This window comes from Burkholderia puraquae, from assembly GCF_002099195.1.
Lineage (GTDB): Bacteria > Pseudomonadota > Gammaproteobacteria > Burkholderiales > Burkholderiaceae > Burkholderia > Burkholderia puraquae.
Genome location: NZ_NBYX01000011.1, coordinates 126,776 through 142,561, shown reverse-complemented (window position 1 = coordinate 142,561; position 15,786 = coordinate 126,776). Strand labels below are relative to the sequence as shown.

Here is a 15,786-nt window from a genome sequence, read left to right as displayed (position 1 = left end):
GACCCGGCGTTCGCGCGCGATGCGCGCAGGTTCCGCCTAACGAATGATGAGAGCCATCTTATCAAATGACGATCAAGATTGGCACTCACATTTAGAGCAGAGTGTCAAGGAATCGGGACTCGATTGGCAAGCCGGATTTTTCATGATTAGCAGCCTGGCCGATCACGGGTGCGGCGGTGCGCAACAGGCCTGGCAAGAAAGGCTGAGTGCCCCGCCGGGCGGGCGTTTGCGGTCGATTAAAGCATACACGGGCGGCGACGTGGCCAGGCCGTGGCGGCAGGGTCGGATCGCATTCCTGCGACCCGACTTTCCGTCATTTTTGATTCCATTTGCGCGTTAATGCGCGGCTTTATTCCACAGTCCGTTGCAATGTCGTCCGCGCACCGGCGCGGGGCGCCCGCGCCGGTTGCGCGGCTCAGCCCGCCACGCCGTATCCGCCGCCGCCCGGCGTTTCGACGACGAACACGTCGCCCGGCGCCATCTGTGCGCGGCCGATATGGTCGAGTGCCTCGGTCGTGCCGTCCGCGCGCTCGATCGTGTTGCGGCCGAGCGCGCCGGCCCCGCCGCCCGCCGCGCCGAACGGCGCGTGGATCCGGTTGTTCGACAGGATCGACGCGGTCATCGGCTCGAGGAAGCGGATCCGCCGCACCGCGCCGTCGCCGCCGCGCCAGCGCCCGCCGCCGCCCGACCCGGCGCGGATCCGGTGCGAATCGAGCCGCACCGGGTAACGCCATTCGAGCACCTCAGGATCGGTAAGCCGCGAGTTCGTCATGTGCGTCTGCACCGCGCCGACACCCGCGAAGCCGTCGCCGGCACCGCTGCCGCCCGCAATGGTCTCGTAGTACTGGTATCGATCGTTGCCGAATGTGAAGTTATTCATCGTTCCCTGGCTCGACGCGACGCAGCCGAGCGCGCCGTACAGCGCGTTGGTGATCGCCGACGACGTCTCGACGTTGCCCGACACGACCGCCGCCGGATACTCGGGGTTCAGCATCGAACGCGCGGGCACGATCACCGTGAGCGGCTTCAGGCAGCCGGCGTTCAGCGGGATGTCGTCGCCGACCAGCGTGCGGAACACGTACAGCACGGCGGCCATGCACACGGCCTTCGGCGCGTTGAAGTTGTTGTCGAGCTGCGCGGACGTGCCCGTGAAATCGATTTCCGCGCGCCGCGCCGCCCGGTCGACGCGGATCGCGACGCGAATCTCCGCGCCGTTGTCGAGCGGGTAGCGGTACGCGCCGTCCTGCAACGCGCCGATCACGCGCCGCACGGCTTCTTCCGCGTTGTCCTGTACGTGCCCCATGAACGCGAGCACGACGTCGCGGCCGAACTGCGCGACCATCCGGCGCAGCTCGTCGACGCCCTTCTGGTTCGCGGCAACCTGTGCGCGCAGGTCGGCCATGTTCTGCTCGACGTTACGCGCCGGGTAGCGGCCCGACGCGAGCAGCGCGCGGGTTTCCGCATCGCGCAGCGTGCCGGCCGACACGAGCTGCCAGTTGTCGATCAGCACGCCTTCTTCGTCGATATGCGTCGAATCGGGCGGCATCGAGCCCGGCGTCGTGCCGCCGATGTCCGCGTGGTGGCCGCGCGAGCCGACGTAGAACAGCGGCGTGGCCGAGCCGTCCGCGAACACCGGCGTGATCACGGTGACGTCCGGCAGGTGCGTGCCGCCGTGATACGGGTCGTTCAGCATGAACACGTCGCCGTCGCGCATGCGGCCGCGGTTGCGCTCGATCACCGTGCGGATGCTCTCGCCCATCGAGCCCAGGTGCACGGGCATGTGCGGCGCATTCGCGATCAGGTTGCCGGCGCCGTCGAAGATCGCGCACGAGAAGTCGAGCCGCTCCTTGATGTTTACCGAGTACGCGGTGTTCTGCAGCCGCAGCCCCATCTGCTCGGCGATCGACATGAACAGGTTGTTGAAGATCTCGAGCCGCACCGGATCGGCGTCGGTGCCGAGCGAGCGGCGCGTCGGCAGCGGCGTCGTGCGCGTCAGCACGAGGTTGCCCTGCGCGGTCATCCGCGCGCGCCAGCCGGGCTCGACGACGGTCGTGCCGTTCTTCTCCGCGACGATCGCCGGGCCGTCGATCGCGTCGCCGGCCAGCAGCGTGTCGCGCACGTAGAGCGCCGCGTCGTGCCATTGGTCGCCGGAATAAAAGCGCACCGCGGAATGGGCGCGCAGCGCGGCATCGCCGCCGTCGCTGCGCGGCGCGAGCGGCGCGATCTCCACCGGCGCGTCGGAGCGGCCGATCGCCTCGACCGACGCGAGCTCGGCGACGAGCGGCGTGCCGGGCATCAGGAACGCATAGCGCTGCCGGTACGCGGCCTCGAACGCCTGCTGCATCTCGGCGACACTGCCGGCCGGCACGTCGAGCGCCGAATCGGTGCCCTGGTAGCGCAGGTGCACGCGCCGCTCGATCGCGATCCGCGCCTGCGGCACCCCCTGTTCGAGGAGCGCGCCGACGGCCTCGTCGGCCAGCCGGTCAAGCGCGGCATTCAGCGCCGGCAGCGACGCGTCGGACAACACGGCCTCGACCGCGCGCTCGCGCATCGCCGTCTGGTCGGCGAGGCCCATCCCGTATGCCGACAGCACCCCCGCGAGCGGATGCGCGAACACCTGCGTCATCCCGAGCGCGTCGGCCACGCCGCACGCGTGCTGGCCGCCCGCGCCGCCGAACGTCGTCAGCACGTAGCGCGACACGTCGTGGCCGCGCTGCACGGATATCTTCTTGATCGCGTTCGCCATGCTGCCGATCGCGATTTCCAGGAAGCCTTCGGCGAGCGCCTCGGGCGTCTCGCGCCGCCCGGTCGCCGCGTGGATCTCGTCGGCCAGCGCCGCGAACTTCGCGGCGACGCCGTCGCGGTCGAGCGGCTCATTCGCATGCGGGCCGAACACGCGCGGGAAATGATCGGGCTGGATCTTGCCGAGCATCACGTTGCAGTCGGTCACGGTCAGCGGGCCGCCGCGCCGGTAGGCAGCCGGCCCCGGATTCGCACCGGCCGACTCGGGCCCGACGCGCAGCCGCGCGCCGTCGAAGCCGAGCACCGAGCCGCCGCCCGCCGCAACCGTATGGATGCTCATCATCGGCGCACGCATCCGCACGCCGGCCACCTGCGTCTCGAACACGCGCTCGAACTCGCCGTGGTAGTGCGACACGTCGGTCGACGTGCCGCCCATGTCGAAGCCGATCACGCGCTCGAAGCCGGCCGCCTGCGCGGCGCGCACCATCCCGACGATGCCGCCGGCCGGGCCCGACAGGATCGCGTCCTTGCCCTGGAACGCGTCGGCGCGCGTCAGCCCGCCGCTGCTCTGCATGAACTGCAGGTTCACGCCCGGCATCTCGTGCGCAACCTGCTCGACATAGCGGCGCAGGATCGGCGACAGGTACGCGTCGACCACGGTCGTATCGCCGCGCGACACCATCTTCATCAGCGGCGACACCTCGTGCGACACCGAGACCTGCGTGAAGCCGATGCGGCGCGCCAGGTCCGCCAGCGCGCGTTCGTGCGCGGTGTAGCGATAGCCGTGGATCAGCACGATCGCAAGCGCACGCACGCCCGAGTCGAACACGCCGCGCAGCGACGCCTCGGCACCCTGCGCATCGAACGGCACGACGATGTCGCCGTGCGCGCCGATGCGCTCGTCGATCTCGACGACGGTCTCGTACAGCGCGTCGGGCAGCACGATGTCGAGATCGAACAGGCGCGGCCGGTTCTGGTACGCGATGCGCAGCACGTCGCGAAAGCCCCGCGTGGTCGCGAGCGCGGTGCGTTCGCCCTTGCGTTCGAGCAATGCGTTGGTCGCGACCGTCGTGCCCATCTTCACCATGTCGACACGCTCGGGCGTGATCGGCTCGCCGGCCGCGAGACCGAGCAGGTGGCGGATCCCGGCCACGGCCGCGTCGCGGTACTGCTCGGGGTTCTCCGACAGCAGCTTGTGCGTGACGAGCGTGCCGTCGGGCCGGCGCGCGACGATGTCGGTGAAGGTGCCGCCGCGGTCGATCCAGAATTGCCAACGTGCGGCGTCGGAGGGAACGGGAGAAAGGTGTCGGTCAGTCATGATGTCGGGTCGATGCGTCGTTGAATCGAGGGACGAGCGCCGCCGCACGGCGCGCGTCGCACGCCGTGTCACCGGGTCGATCAAAGGGGAAGAAAAACGAAGGGCCGGCCGCCCTTGCCGCTATGGTGGGTCAGGCGGCGTCGAGTTCGCGGCCGCGTGTCTCGGGCAGCGTCAGCGCGGCGACGATCACCACGCCGTATGCTGCGACCGCGAAGATGCCGATGCTCATGCCGAGCCCGTATTGCTTGGACAGCGCGCCGATCAGGAACGGGAACAGCGCACCGATCGCGCGGCCCACGTTGTAGCAGAAGCCCTGGCCGGAACCACGCACGCGGGTCGGGAACAGCTCGGTGAGGAACGCGCCCATCCCCGAGAAGATGCCCGATGCGAAGAAGCCGAGCGGGAAGCCGAGCCACAGCATCGACGCGTTGGTCAGGTTCAGCGACGTGTACGCGAACGCGATCACCATCGAGCCGACCGCGAACAGGATGAAATTCGGCTTGCGGCCAAGGCGGTCGGTCAGGTACGCGCTCGTCAGGTAGCCGACCCACGAGCCGAAGATGATCATCGCGAGGTAGCCGCCGGTGCCCATCACCGTGAGGTGACGCTCGGTCTTCAGGAAGGTCGGCAGCCACGTCGTGATCGCGTAGTAGCCGCCCTGCGCGCCCGTCGTCAGCAGCGCCGCGCGCAGCGTCGTCGTGATCAGCTTCGGCGCGAAGATCTCGGTGAGGCGCGGTGCATCGGCCACTTTCGCCTGCGCGGCCTTCTCCTTCTCGTAGACGTCCGGCTCCTTCACGTAGCGGCGGATCGCGACGACCAGCAGCGCGGGAGCGAGGCCGACGAGGAACAGCGCGCGCCACGCCTGCTCGGCCGGCAGCACCGAGAACAGCAGCGCATATAGCAGCGCGCACAGCCCCCAGCCGATCGCCCAGCCCGACTGCACGAGGCCGACCGCCTTGCCGCGGTCGCGCGCGCGGATCACTTCGCCGATCAGCACCGCGCCGGCCGTCCATTCGCCGCCGAAGCCGAAGCCCATCAGCGCGCGCGCCGCGAGCAGCTGGTGGTAGGACTGCGCGAGCCCGCACAGCGCGGTGAACACGGCGAACCACAGCACGGTGAGCTGCAGCGTGCGCACGCGGCCGATCCGGTCGGACAGGATGCCGGCGATCCAGCCGCCGGCCGCCGACGCGAGCAGCGTGACCGTGCCGATGAAGCCCGCGTCCGCGAACGAGATGCCCCAGGTCGCGACGAGCGTCGGGATCACGAACGACAGCATCTGCGTGTCCATCCCGTCGAGCATGTAGCCGACCTTGCAGCTCCAGAACGCGCGGCGCTCGCGCGGCTGCGCGTCCGCGTACCACGAGAACAGGCCGTTGCGCTCGGGGCTCGCGGGCTGCGCGGCGTTCGCCGCGAGGGTCTTGCTTTCCATGGTGGTGCTCCTGTCGTTATGCGCCGTCAGATGGTTGTCGCGCGAGCGGCGGGTCGTGCGGATCGGGTTGTCGTCGTCCGGGCTCAGAACACGGCCAGCGACGCGTTCGTGATGTCGGTCATCAGCATGTGGCCGGGCGTGTGCGCGATCGCGATCGGCAGCTTCGCGTCCATCAGCGCGGTTTGCGGCGTCACGCCGCACGCCCAGAACACCGGCAGCTCGCCGTCGCGGATCGTCACCGCGTCGCCGAATTCGGGTGCGTTCAGATCGGCGATGCCCAGTTCGCGCGGATCGCCGAGATGGATCGGCGCGCCGTGCACGCCCGGGAACCGGCTCGTGATCTGCACCGCGCGGATCGCGTCGGCGCCGCGCATCGGCCGCATCGACACGACGAGCTGGCCGCCGAAGATTCCCGCGCGGCGGTTCGGAATCGACGTTCGGTACATCGGCACGTTGCGCCCTTCCTCGACGTGGCGCAAGCCGATCCCTTCGCGGGCCAGCATGTCCTCGAACGAGAACGAGCAGCCGATCGCGAACACGACGAAATCGTCGCGCCACAGCGATTCCAGCGATTCGACGCGCTCGGTCAGCCGGCCGTCGCGGTAGACGTTGTAGCTCGGCACGTCGGTGCGGATGTCGAGATCCTCGCCGAGCGCATCGACCCGGAACGCGCCCGGTTCGCCGACGCCCAGCAGCGGGCAGGCTTTCGGGTTCGCCTGGCAGAAGCGCAGGAAATCGTGCGCGACCGCTTCGGGCAGGATCGCGAGGTTCGCTTGCGCGTACGGGCCGCAGTGGCCCGCGGTCGGGCCGCGGAATGCGCCGTGGCGCACGGACTGGCGGAATTCGGAAGGCGTCATGAGGGTCTGTCGCAGATCGGTATGTCGTCGGGATGACGGTGCCGTGTCATCGGATACGGCGAAGAATAGAAAAGAAAAAATTTTGTCGCCAACGAGTTTTTTTGCGCTTCGTGTATAGAATTTCTTAACGGATCTCGGGGTTTTCCCCGGCTCCGTTCACTTTTCCTCACCGGCAAAGTGCGCATCCACCGTCCGTCCGACCGCCATGAACACGCGTTTTCTCGAAACCTTCGTCACGCTCGCGAAGCTGCGCAACTTCCGCACGACGGCCGCCGCGCTGCACGCGACGCCGGCCGCGATCTCGCAGCGCCTGAAGGCGCTGGAGGACGAACTGCAGACGGTACTCGTCGACCGCGACAGCCGCGAATTCCGGCTCACGCCGAACGGCGAATACCTGCTCGGCTATGCGAAAGCCGTGGTCGAGGCGACGCAGGAGCTGCAGGCCGCCGCGTCCGGCGAGAGCGCGCTGCGCGGCAAGCTGCGGCTCGGCGTGATCGAGACCGTCGTGCACAGCTGGCTGCCGCACTACATGCGGCGGCTGGCGGCCGACTATCCGCAGCTCGAAATCGACCTGACCGTCGACGTCAGCGTGGTGCTGCAGCGCCGGCTGATGGCCGGCGAGCTCGACCTGATCATCCGCGTGGAAGGCAGCGACGAGGCGTCGGTCGTGTGCGATGCGCTCGCGAACTACCCGGTGCGCTGGATCGCGCGTGCGGGGCTGCTGCCGAACACGCGCACGGGCCTCGCCAGGCAGGTGCTGCGGCAGCCGATTCTCACCTACGGGCGCGGTACGGCACCCCACCGTGCGCTCGAGGATATCGTGCGCACGCTCGCGCACGCGCACGGCGTGCCGCTGTCGGACACGCGCATCACCGGGTCGCCGTCGATCTCGGTGATCGTGCAGCTCGTGCGCGACGGCTTCGGCGTCGCGGCGATTCCGGTGCTGTTCGTCGATGCGTTGATCGAAAGTGGTGAAGTGGTCGAGCTGCCGCTGCAGCCTTCGCCGCCGTCGATCGTCGTGTCGATGTCGCGGCGGGCCGATGCACCGCGGTTCGTGCATGGCGCGGCGATTGCGGCGCGGGCCGCATGTCACGAGTACTGCGAGAAGAGCAAGCGGTTGCTGGTCGAAGCGCTTTGATGCGATGCGGGCGACGGGTGGCGAGGCCGGGCATCCGGCGCGCATTCGACATCGCTGCGCGAATCGCCCACAATCGCCAGCGACGCATCGTGACTGCCGGCACGGCCGTCCGGCATTGACCGCTTCGCACGCCCCTGCACGACAAGAAGGCAACATGCAGACTCGCACCGCACCCGCTCGCCTGAACCTCGCGCGCGCCGTCATCGTCGCGTTGTACGTCGTATCGCTGCTGCTGCCGGTCGCCGCCGAACCGCCGAATGCTGCCGGCGCAGTGCACTGGTGGCGCGGTTATATGGTCCTCGCGATCGGCCCGCTCGCGATCCTCGACCTGCAATTCGCATGGCTCGGCAACCCGCTGCTGGTCGTTGCACTGATCAAGCCGAACCGAATCGTATCCGCGCTGCTCGCCGTGGTCGTGGCCTTCGCGCTCGGATGGCACACGATACCGGCCGGCCCGGACTTCAAGCCGATCCACGCTTTCGGCTTCGGGTACTCCCTGTGGATTGCGGCGATGGCCGGTGCCGCCGCGTTGCCGTGGATCGGCGGGCGCATGAATAAGGACGCTGTCGCACCGGCAGCCGATATCGCGCAGGATGGCCCGGTCGATGCAATCGGGCCAGTGAATGCCGCCGCGCCGGCCGGTGCCGCCGACACGGCCCGGCTCGACACCGCACCGTCATCGATCCCCTCGTCCATCCAGCCGAGCCGCTGGACCGTGACCGCGACCGATATGCGCATCGAGTCGACCGACCCGAAGGGCGCAACGCACGGCATCGCGCTGTCCGACCTCGGCGCGGTCGTAATCGAAACCAACGACCAGGGACCGTACGAATCGGATGTGTGGTGGATCCTGTTCGATACGAACAAGCGGTTCGCGTGCGGATTCCCGCAGGACGCCGAAGGTGCGAAAGCGGCAGTCGACCGGCTGCTCGACCTGCCAGGCATCGATCACCGCAAGGTCATCGACGCGCAAACGTCGGTCCAGAATGCGATGTTCGCGATCTGGGAGCGCGCGGCACAGGCTGAGCCAAAAGACGGCGAAGCGCAGCGCACCGGCTGAACGCGTGCCACGACAAAGTTGAAAGGCACGGCCGCGGAAGCGCGCGGCCGTGCCTCTGTCACCCGGCACCAGCCGGGTCTCGCCTTCTTTAGTGCGACCGCCCCGTATCGGTACCCGGCGCAAACTCGATCCCCCGCAGCACTTCCGCAAACTTCGCCGTCCGCAGCACGGCGAACTGCTCATGCGCAGCCGTCGTCGCGCTCGTGTTCTTCAGCACGTCACGCACCGCAACCAGGCGGTTCGGATCGGCACCCACATCGCCGTTGCCGCTGACCGTCGACGTAATCGCCCAGATCGTCACCGTGCCGTCGCGTTCGACACGGCCCGTCAGGTTGCGCAGGCCTGCCGTCGCCGGCGCCCACGGCAGGCCGGTCGCCGTATTGTTGCCAGCCGGGTAGCCGGCCACCGAATACGGCTTGCCGAGATCCAGCCCGTTCTGCAGCGTGTACGCGAGCTTCCACTGCTTCGTGCCCGCGTCGTAGACCCACTTCTGCAGGCCCGCCGTCGTCTGGGCAGCGGCATGCGTGTACAAGTCCGCGCCGCCCGTGTAGCCGTCGCCTTCGTCCGCGACATACAGCGTGTTCGCGTCGGCGAACCACATCCCGAACGGATAGGACAGCGTCGTCGCGGTCTTGTTCGGCGTGGACGGGAAGCCCGCCAGCACGCACATGTTGTTCGGCAGGCCGGCCGCCTGCAGCGTCGCCGCGTTGTACGCGAGCGGCGCCGTCGGCAGCACGGCCTTCGGCGACGGCACGCCGACGCCCGACGGGCACGCAGTGCCGGTGGTATCGACGAAGTACACGGTATTCACGCCGTTGCCGCCGCTGCCCTTCGAGTAGTACACGACGTTGTCGTGCACCGCGATGCCGCGGAAGTTGTCGTCCTTGCCGATCTTGTCGGCCTTCGCGCCGAGTTCCGTGACCGAGAAGCTCGCGAGCGGCGTCGGCACGCCCGGATCCTGCTGCGCTTCGCGGTGCTTCGCGCCGTCGATCAGTTGCGCGCCCGCGCCGAGAATCACGTTGTCCGGTTGCGGGTTCGCGCCGTTGCCGGCGTTGCCCGACGTGTAGTAGATCTCGCGGCCGTCGCGATTGTTCAGGATCGCCGCGCGGCCGTTGTTGCCGCTGTATGCATTCGTCTCGGTGAAGCGGAAATGCCCGTGACGATCGACGCGCGCGATCGCGCGATAGAAGTTCTGCCCGTCCGGGTTCGTCGTATCGACCGCGAGCGGCGTGTTCGAGTTCGACACGTCGATCGCGTTGACCGGCGCGACGTAGCCCATGAACGTCAGGTAATTGCCGTCGGCCGACAGGTGCAGGCCGAGTTCCGATTTCGAGCTGAAGCTCGTCACCATCTGGTCGTGCGCGAAGCCATTCTGCAGGCTGTTCGGCACTTCGAGCGTGCTGACGACGCCGCCGGCCGGCGTGATCTGGTCGAGGAAGATGCGCGACGTGATGCCGAAGCTGCCGTCGTAGCGGTCGTTGTTCCATACGTACGGATAGGTGCCGTCGCTCGGCGCGCCGGACGCCGTGCCGCAGCCGCGGGTGGTTTTCGCGCAGTTCGGCGGCAGGATCGCGCCGGGCTGCACGTTGGCGGACACGTTGTCGTACACGCTGCGGCTCAACACCAGGAAGCCCGGTACGAAACCGGGCGCGAAACGGCTGTCGTCGCCGTTGTCATGCAGGGCGGCATGCGCGCCGATGCTCGCGGCGATCAGCGTGAGTGCGACGACAGGAACGGTTCGATCGCGCAGCGCGCGGCGGCGCTTCGCAGACAAGGCGAAATTCGGCATGGACAAGGCTCCGTACGACATCGAATGGGGATGTTGTTGTGGACAGACTGACGACGTGAAGCCACGCCACCTTAGCCATGCTTGATGAAGAATTGATTGCACGCGATGCCGCGCAAACCTGCAGACGAATGCGGACGCGTCGTGCACGCCTCGTTGTTATTGATCCGTAATGCGAAAGAAATGAATCAGACAGCCGGCGACGCGGATTGCCCCGCATGCGGTTGCGTCAGCTTGCCGTCGCCGTATTCGCGAAGCACCTTCGAAATCACGACACGATAGCCATCGAGCCAGCGCGCCTGCTTCGCCTTCGCTTCGAGGTGGGCCGGATGCTGCATCAACTGCTGCAGTGCCGCCTCGGAGTCCCAGTAGTAGACGTTCTGGATCAGCCCCGCTTCGGTGTTCTCCCAGGTTTCCTCGCCGAGATAGCCGGGCGTCGCACGCGCCATGTCGGCGATCTGCCGGTCGAGCCGGTGGAATGCGTCGTCGTATTGCCCGGCACGGAAAATGAAGGTCGACGCGTACATGCACGCTCCATCGATAGCGGTTGAAAGAGCACCAAGTGTACGGCACACACGGCGTGCCGCGATCGTCCGGCGGCGGTTACGCAGCGAGCGAATCGGCGACGGGACGGTCGTCGAGCCACGCGTCGATGCGCGGCGCGTCTTCACGTGTTCCGGCTGCGGGCGGCGGCAGGGCCGCCAGCGCGAGCCGGGCGCGTTCAAGCGCCTGCGCGAAGCCGCGCAACTCGTGCGTGGCGGGCCGGTCGTCGGCACGTCGGCGTGCAAGTGCCGCTTCGATGTTTGCGCCGATCAATGCAAGCTGCGCGTCGACGAAGCTGATGCACAGCGCGCGGCAATGCACGGACACCGTTGCAACGGCCAGCAGCACCGGCACGATCGACACGGTCAGGTAGCCGCCGGGCGCAAGCCGCGACAGCGCATGGCGCACGTCCTGCCCGCCGTCGGTCAACGAGGCGAACACCGCATCACGCCACACCGCGCGCTCGAACACGAGCGCATCGCGATACGCGTCGAGCGCCGCACGGTCTGCGACCTGTCCGGCCGTTACCAGCGGAACCGGAAAGGAAGCAACATCCGACGATTGCGCGTTTTCGACTTCGACGATGCAGTTCGCGCCCAGCCATCCCGCATCGTCGCGCCGCGCGGCCAGCACACGGGATTGCAACCGGTCCGGCAGCGTCGGATCGAGCGGCACCGCACTGCAGATCGACGGCTTGTCCGCATGCACGCCGCAGCGGCCGTCGTCGGCCAGCGCCGCGCAACGGCCAAGCGACGGATAGTCGTAGCCCTGAAGCGTCAGCGCGATCCATTCGGTTCCCATGCCGCCGGTGCGATGAAACAACCGCTCCGCCAGCGCATCGAATGCCGCAACGTCGTCCGCATCGAGCGCGTGCTCGCGGCCGCCGGCACGCCAGCGCTCGCCGATCCGCCGCTTCGGCACGCGACGGATCGTCAGCGCACCGACGAAGCGATGCCGATGCCGGAACAGTTCGCGCAACGACAGCGTCGGTGCACTGTTGCAGCAGCGGCCGCAAGCGTTGCACGCGAGCAGGTAGGTGTCTACCACGGCCGCCGCACCGAATCCTGGTAGCGCGTGAGGATGAAGCGCGCGACGTCGTCCGAGTGATACGCGGCGACGAGCTGCGTCACCCACGGCTTCGCGCGATCGGCATCGCGCACCGTCAGCACGTTCGCATACGGCGAGCGCGCATCCTCGATGCCAATGCTGTCGCGCGCGGGTTGCAGCCCGGCACGCGCGGCATCGTCGCTGTCGATCGCGACGAACGCGGCCGTATCGAGCGCCGCGTAAAGGCGATCGCGGCGCAGCGCGACGAGCTTCAGCCCGAGCCGGTTGCCGGTCACGTCGCGCAGCGTCGCATGCAGGCCGGCCTTTTCGCGCAGCGTCACGAGCGTGTCGTTCTGCAGCAGCACGAGCGCGCGCGCCATGCCGCGCGGATCGGCAGGAATCGCGACCGTCGCGCCGGGCTGCAGTTCGTTCAGGTTCTTCAGCTTGCGCGAATAGAGCGCCATCGGCAGCGTGACAGTCGGCGCGACGTCGGACAGTGCGTAGCGCTTCCGTGCGCGCGTCGCAGCAAGCTGTTGCGCATCCTCGAAGCTGGCTGCATCGATCCGGCCGTCGGCAAGCGCTGCGTCGATGCGCGACGCGTCGTCGAATTCGACGACGTCGATACCCAGTCCTCGCGTGGCGGCGACCCGCTTCACTTCGTCCAGGATCTGCGCATGGACGCCACGCGTCACGCCGACGCGTACGGCCGGTGCGGCTGATTCCGCAGCAACGGTCAAACCCGAATGAACGACCGCGCACGCAACCATCAGCCATGCGCCCGCGCGATACATGACGCGCTTCATGACGCATCCCTCAGAATCGTGCGAAAGCCGATATGCGACGCGCCGAGATCGGCTTCCTGCTGTTCACGCGACGACGCGCGATAGCGCACGCAGTAGTCGCGCGAGCACAGGAACGAGCCACCCTTGATGACCATCGGCGTATCGTGCCGGCGCGTCGGTGGCGCGACGGCCGCCGTGTCGCCGTTCGTATGCGGCTGGTGCGGGCCCGTGTACGCGTCCTTCGTCCATTCCCATGCATTGCCGATCATGTCGTAGAGCCGGAAGCCGTTCGCCGCGTAGCAGCCGACGGGCGCGAGCCCCGCATGACCGTCCTCGGACGTGTCGAGCACCGGGAACACGCCCTGCCAGTAGTTCGCGGCCGGCTTGCCCTGCGCGTCGCGCGGCGCCGCGTCGAGCGAAGCATCGTCGCGACCGGCCTTGCCCGCGTACTCCCATTCGGCCTCGGTCGGCAGGTCGCGGCCGAGCCAGCGCGCATACGCGAGCGCGTCGCGCTGCGTGACGAGCGTGACGGGCAGGTTGCCGAGCCCGTCGACGCCGCTGCCCGGCCCGCGCGGATGACGCCACGACGCGCCCTTCACCCACGACCACCACGCGAGGTCGCGCGCGTTCATCTCGTCGCGCGTCGGCACATGGAACACCGCCGCCCCACCCTGCTGCTCGGCCTCGGTCACGTAGCCGGTCGCCTGCACGAATGCAGCGAACTGCGCGATCGTCACGTCGGTCTGGTCGATCCAGAAGCCGCCGACGCGCGTGCGGCCGTCGCCGACCGGACGCTCGTCCGCATAGCCGCGCGTGCTGCCGAGCACGAACGCGCCGCCGCGCAGGTGCACCATCCCCGCCTGCGGGTCGTCGCGCCACTTCGCCGGCAGTCCAGAATAACGTTCGCACTGGCGTTCCGAACCGAGCGGCGCAAGCGCGCGGCCGCGATTCAGGTCGTCGAATGCGCCGACTGGCGGCGCCGCCGAATTCGCATAGCCCACCGCGAACGCGGCGGCGAACAGCGTGGCGGCAAGCGCCGTGCCGGTCGTCCAGAAGCGGAACCGCATCGTGTCGTCCCCGCGATCAGTAGTAGCCGCGCGGACGCAGCGGCTCGACACCGCCGACGTTGCTCATGTAGGTCTTCCACTGGTCGACGAGCGTGCCGATCACCGACGGGTTCTGCGCCGACACGTCGGTCGTCTCGCCGCGATCCGACGCGAGGTCGTACAGCTGCCAGTGACCGTCGAGCGGCCCGAGCGGCGGCTCGGTCCACAATGCCTTCCAGCGGCCGTCGGCGCTGCGCAGGTACGCGCGGCCGTACGCTTCGTCGCCGAACGGCGTCGTGTGCACCTCGCCCGTCGCCGAGCCCGTGAGCACCGGCAGCAGCGACTGGCCCGTGACCGGATACACGTAGCGGTTGTTGTAGATCACCTTGCCCTTGTTCTGGTCGACGCCCGTCAGCGTGTTGACGAGCGGCGGCGCCGGCTGCGACGGCGGCGTGACGCCCGCGATCGCGAGGAACGTCGCCGTGTTGTCGGTCACGTGCGTGAACGCGCGCAGCGTCGGCAGCTGCTGCGACTGGCCCGGCAGCCGCACGATCGTCGGCGTCGACACGCCGCCTTCGGCCGAGTAGCCCTTCGTCAGCCGGAACGGCGACGCGCTCACTTCGGCCCAGCGCAGCCCGTACTGCAGGCGCTGCGCGTTCTGCTTGCCGTTGTCGGTGCCGAGCGTCGAGTAGATCGGCTCCTGCCCGTTCGCGGTATCGGTCGCCGTCGGGTCGGCGCCCGAGTCGATCGGCCAGCCTTCCGCGCCGTTGTCCGACTGGAACATGATGAACGTGTTGTCGTATTCGCCGATGTCCTTCAGGTGCTGGATCAGCAGGCCGATGTTGTAGTCGAGGTTCTCGACCATCCCCGCGTAGATCTCCATGTAGCGCGCCTGCGCACGGCGTTCGGCCGGCGACAGGCTCGACCACAGCTTGTCGACCTTGCCAGTGCCGTAATCGCTGTAGCCGTCCGCGGCCGTATGCACGGCGCTGATGTACTTCGCGTTCGCGGTGCCGTTGTTCGCGGTCGCAGGCGATGCCGCCGTCGTCTCGGGCAGCCCGTCGAACGGCTTGAAGTCCGCGGGAATCAGGCCGAGCGCCTTCTGCCGCGCGATCCGTGCGTTGCGGATCGCGTCGTAGCCGGCGTCGTACACGCCCGCGTACTTGTGCAGCCAGGGTTCGGGCACCTGCAGCGGCCAGTGCGGCGAGGTGTACGCCGCGTATGCGAAGAACGGCTTGCCGTCGCGCTGGTTCGAATCGATGTACGAGATCAGCTTCTGCGTATAGAAATCGGTCGAATAGAACACGGCCGGGCTGCCGCCCGTACCGCCCGGCTGCCCCGGCTGCCCCGGCTGGCCAGGCTGCACGTAGCGGCCGTCTTCCGTGTAGTTCGACGAGCCGGCCGGCTCGTGCGCGAAGTGGTTCGTCGCCGCGCCGCCGAGCAGCACGTAGCTGCGCTCGAAACCCCACTGGTCGGGCGTCTGCCCGCTGCCCGTCGCGCTGCCGACGATCCCCGAGCCGATGTGCCACTTGCCCGCGATATACGTGTGATAGCCGGCATCCTTCAGCAGTTGGGCGAACGACAGCGCGCGATCGTTCAGGTAGCCCTCGTAGCCTGGCAGCCCGCGCCGCTCGTCGGTCGGCACGCCCATCGTGCCTTCGCCGACCAGATGGTGATCGGTGCCGGACACCAGCATCGCGCGCGTGATCGCGCAGACGGTGCCCGTGTGGTGGTTCGACAGGATGCGGCCCGATGCGACGAGCGCGTCGAGGTTCGGCGTGTTGATTTCGCCACCGAATGCATGGATGTCGGAATAGCCGAGGTCGTCGGCCATGATGTACAGGATGTTCGGGCGTTTCGCGGCCTGCGGCGGCGTCGTATTGGCCTGAGGCGGCGGCGCATCGCTGTCGACGCCGCCGCACGACGCGAGCGACACCGCGCCGGCAATCGCGGCGCAGACGACACGGAAACGGAAAGCATGCAACGGCGAAGCGGACTTTTTCATTTTTGTTGACGCTCGATCTACGGGATCGGCGAT

General features: G+C 68.3%; 11 protein-coding genes. 2 read left to right on the top strand and 9 right to left on the bottom strand.

Going from position 1 to position 15,786, the window contains the following annotated elements; genetic code table 11:
* Positions 1–415: 415 nt before the first annotated feature.
* From B7G54_RS21530 to B7G54_RS21520, 3 genes are all read right to left on the bottom strand, one after another.
* On the bottom strand, positions 416–4,060 hold the full coding sequence (locus B7G54_RS21530) for a hydantoinase B/oxoprolinase family protein (protein WP_085041020.1): 3,645 nt from the start codon (positions 4,058–4,060) through the stop codon (positions 416–418).
* Between the two features lie 130 nt (positions 4,061–4,190).
* On the bottom strand, positions 4,191–5,489 hold the full coding sequence (locus tag B7G54_RS21525) for an MFS transporter (RefSeq protein ID WP_085040916.1): 1,299 nt from the start codon (positions 5,487–5,489) through the stop codon (positions 4,191–4,193).
* A gap of 83 nt (positions 5,490–5,572) precedes the next feature.
* Complete coding sequence (locus B7G54_RS21520; RefSeq protein WP_085040915.1) at positions 5,573–6,346, bottom strand: putative hydro-lyase; 774 nt, start codon at positions 6,344–6,346, stop codon at positions 5,573–5,575.
* Between the two features lie 205 nt (positions 6,347–6,551).
* Here B7G54_RS21520 and B7G54_RS21510 point away from each other — a divergent pair, with 205 nt between their 5' ends.
* Both B7G54_RS21510 and B7G54_RS21505 read left to right on the top strand, forming a co-directional pair.
* Entirely contained in the window at positions 6,552–7,484 is a 933-nt protein-coding gene (locus B7G54_RS21510; RefSeq protein ID WP_085040913.1) for a LysR family transcriptional regulator, read from the top strand.
* 154 nt (positions 7,485–7,638) lie between these two features.
* Positions 7,639–8,544, top strand: coding sequence for a hypothetical protein (locus B7G54_RS21505; protein WP_085040912.1), 906 nt, complete (start codon positions 7,639–7,641; stop codon positions 8,542–8,544).
* A gap of 88 nt (positions 8,545–8,632) precedes the next feature.
* Here B7G54_RS21505 and B7G54_RS21500 read toward each other — a convergent pair whose 3' ends face one another.
* The 6 genes from B7G54_RS21500 to B7G54_RS21475 all read right to left on the bottom strand — a co-directional run bounded on the left by B7G54_RS21500 (position 8,633) and on the right by B7G54_RS21475 (position 15,753).
* Positions 8,633–10,333, bottom strand: coding sequence for a hypothetical protein (locus B7G54_RS21500; RefSeq protein WP_085040911.1), 1,701 nt, complete (start codon positions 10,331–10,333; stop codon positions 8,633–8,635).
* A gap of 185 nt (positions 10,334–10,518) precedes the next feature.
* Positions 10,519–10,857, bottom strand: a complete 339-nt coding sequence (locus tag B7G54_RS21495) for an antibiotic biosynthesis monooxygenase family protein (protein ID WP_085040910.1) — start codon at positions 10,855–10,857, stop codon at positions 10,519–10,521.
* 76 nt (positions 10,858–10,933) lie between these two features.
* Positions 10,934–11,920, bottom strand: a complete 987-nt coding sequence (locus tag B7G54_RS21490; RefSeq protein WP_085040909.1) for a YkgJ family cysteine cluster protein — start codon at positions 11,918–11,920, stop codon at positions 10,934–10,936.
* Positions 11,914–12,687 carry a MetQ/NlpA family lipoprotein gene (locus B7G54_RS21485; RefSeq protein ID WP_425266517.1) on the bottom strand — a complete coding sequence of 258 codons (774 nt, stop codon included), beginning with the start codon at positions 12,685–12,687 and terminating at the stop codon, positions 11,914–11,916. Before B7G54_RS21485 ends, B7G54_RS21490 begins: the two co-directional genes overlap by 7 nt.
* A gap of 32 nt (positions 12,688–12,719) precedes the next feature.
* On the bottom strand, positions 12,720–13,769 hold the full coding sequence (locus B7G54_RS21480) for a formylglycine-generating enzyme family protein (protein ID WP_085040908.1): 1,050 nt from the start codon (positions 13,767–13,769) through the stop codon (positions 12,720–12,722).
* 16 nt (positions 13,770–13,785) lie between these two features.
* Complete coding sequence (locus B7G54_RS21475; protein WP_085040907.1) at positions 13,786–15,753, bottom strand: arylsulfatase; 1,968 nt, start codon at positions 15,751–15,753, stop codon at positions 13,786–13,788.
* Between the last annotated feature and the right edge of the window lie 33 nt (positions 15,754–15,786).

Excerpts from the sequence above, each read along its gene's own strand:
- B7G54_RS21530 (WP_085041020.1), bottom strand. The coding sequence starts at position 4,060 with ATGACTGACCGACACCTTTCTCCCGTTCCCTCCGACGCCGCACGTTGG.
- B7G54_RS21525 (WP_085040916.1), bottom strand. The coding sequence starts at position 5,489 with ATGGAAAGCAAGACCCTCGCGGCGAACGCCGCGCAGCCCGCGAGCCCC.
- B7G54_RS21520 (WP_085040915.1), bottom strand. The coding sequence starts at position 6,346 with ATGACGCCTTCCGAATTCCGCCAGTCCGTGCGCCACGGCGCATTCCGC.
- B7G54_RS21510 (WP_085040913.1), top strand. The coding sequence starts at position 6,552 with ATGAACACGCGTTTTCTCGAAACCTTCGTCACGCTCGCGAAGCTGCGC.
- B7G54_RS21505 (WP_085040912.1), top strand. The coding sequence starts at position 7,639 with ATGCAGACTCGCACCGCACCCGCTCGCCTGAACCTCGCGCGCGCCGTC.
- B7G54_RS21500 (WP_085040911.1), bottom strand. The coding sequence starts at position 10,333 with ATGCCGAATTTCGCCTTGTCTGCGAAGCGCCGCCGCGCGCTGCGCGAT.
- B7G54_RS21495 (WP_085040910.1), bottom strand. The coding sequence starts at position 10,857 with ATGTACGCGTCGACCTTCATTTTCCGTGCCGGGCAATACGACGACGCA.
- B7G54_RS21485 (WP_425266517.1), bottom strand. The coding sequence starts at position 12,687 with ATGGTTGCGTGCGCGGTCGTTCATTCGGGTTTGACCGTTGCTGCGGAA.
- B7G54_RS21480 (WP_085040908.1), bottom strand. The coding sequence starts at position 13,769 with ATGCGGTTCCGCTTCTGGACGACCGGCACGGCGCTTGCCGCCACGCTG.
- B7G54_RS21475 (WP_085040907.1), bottom strand. The coding sequence starts at position 15,753 with ATGAAAAAGTCCGCTTCGCCGTTGCATGCTTTCCGTTTCCGTGTCGTC.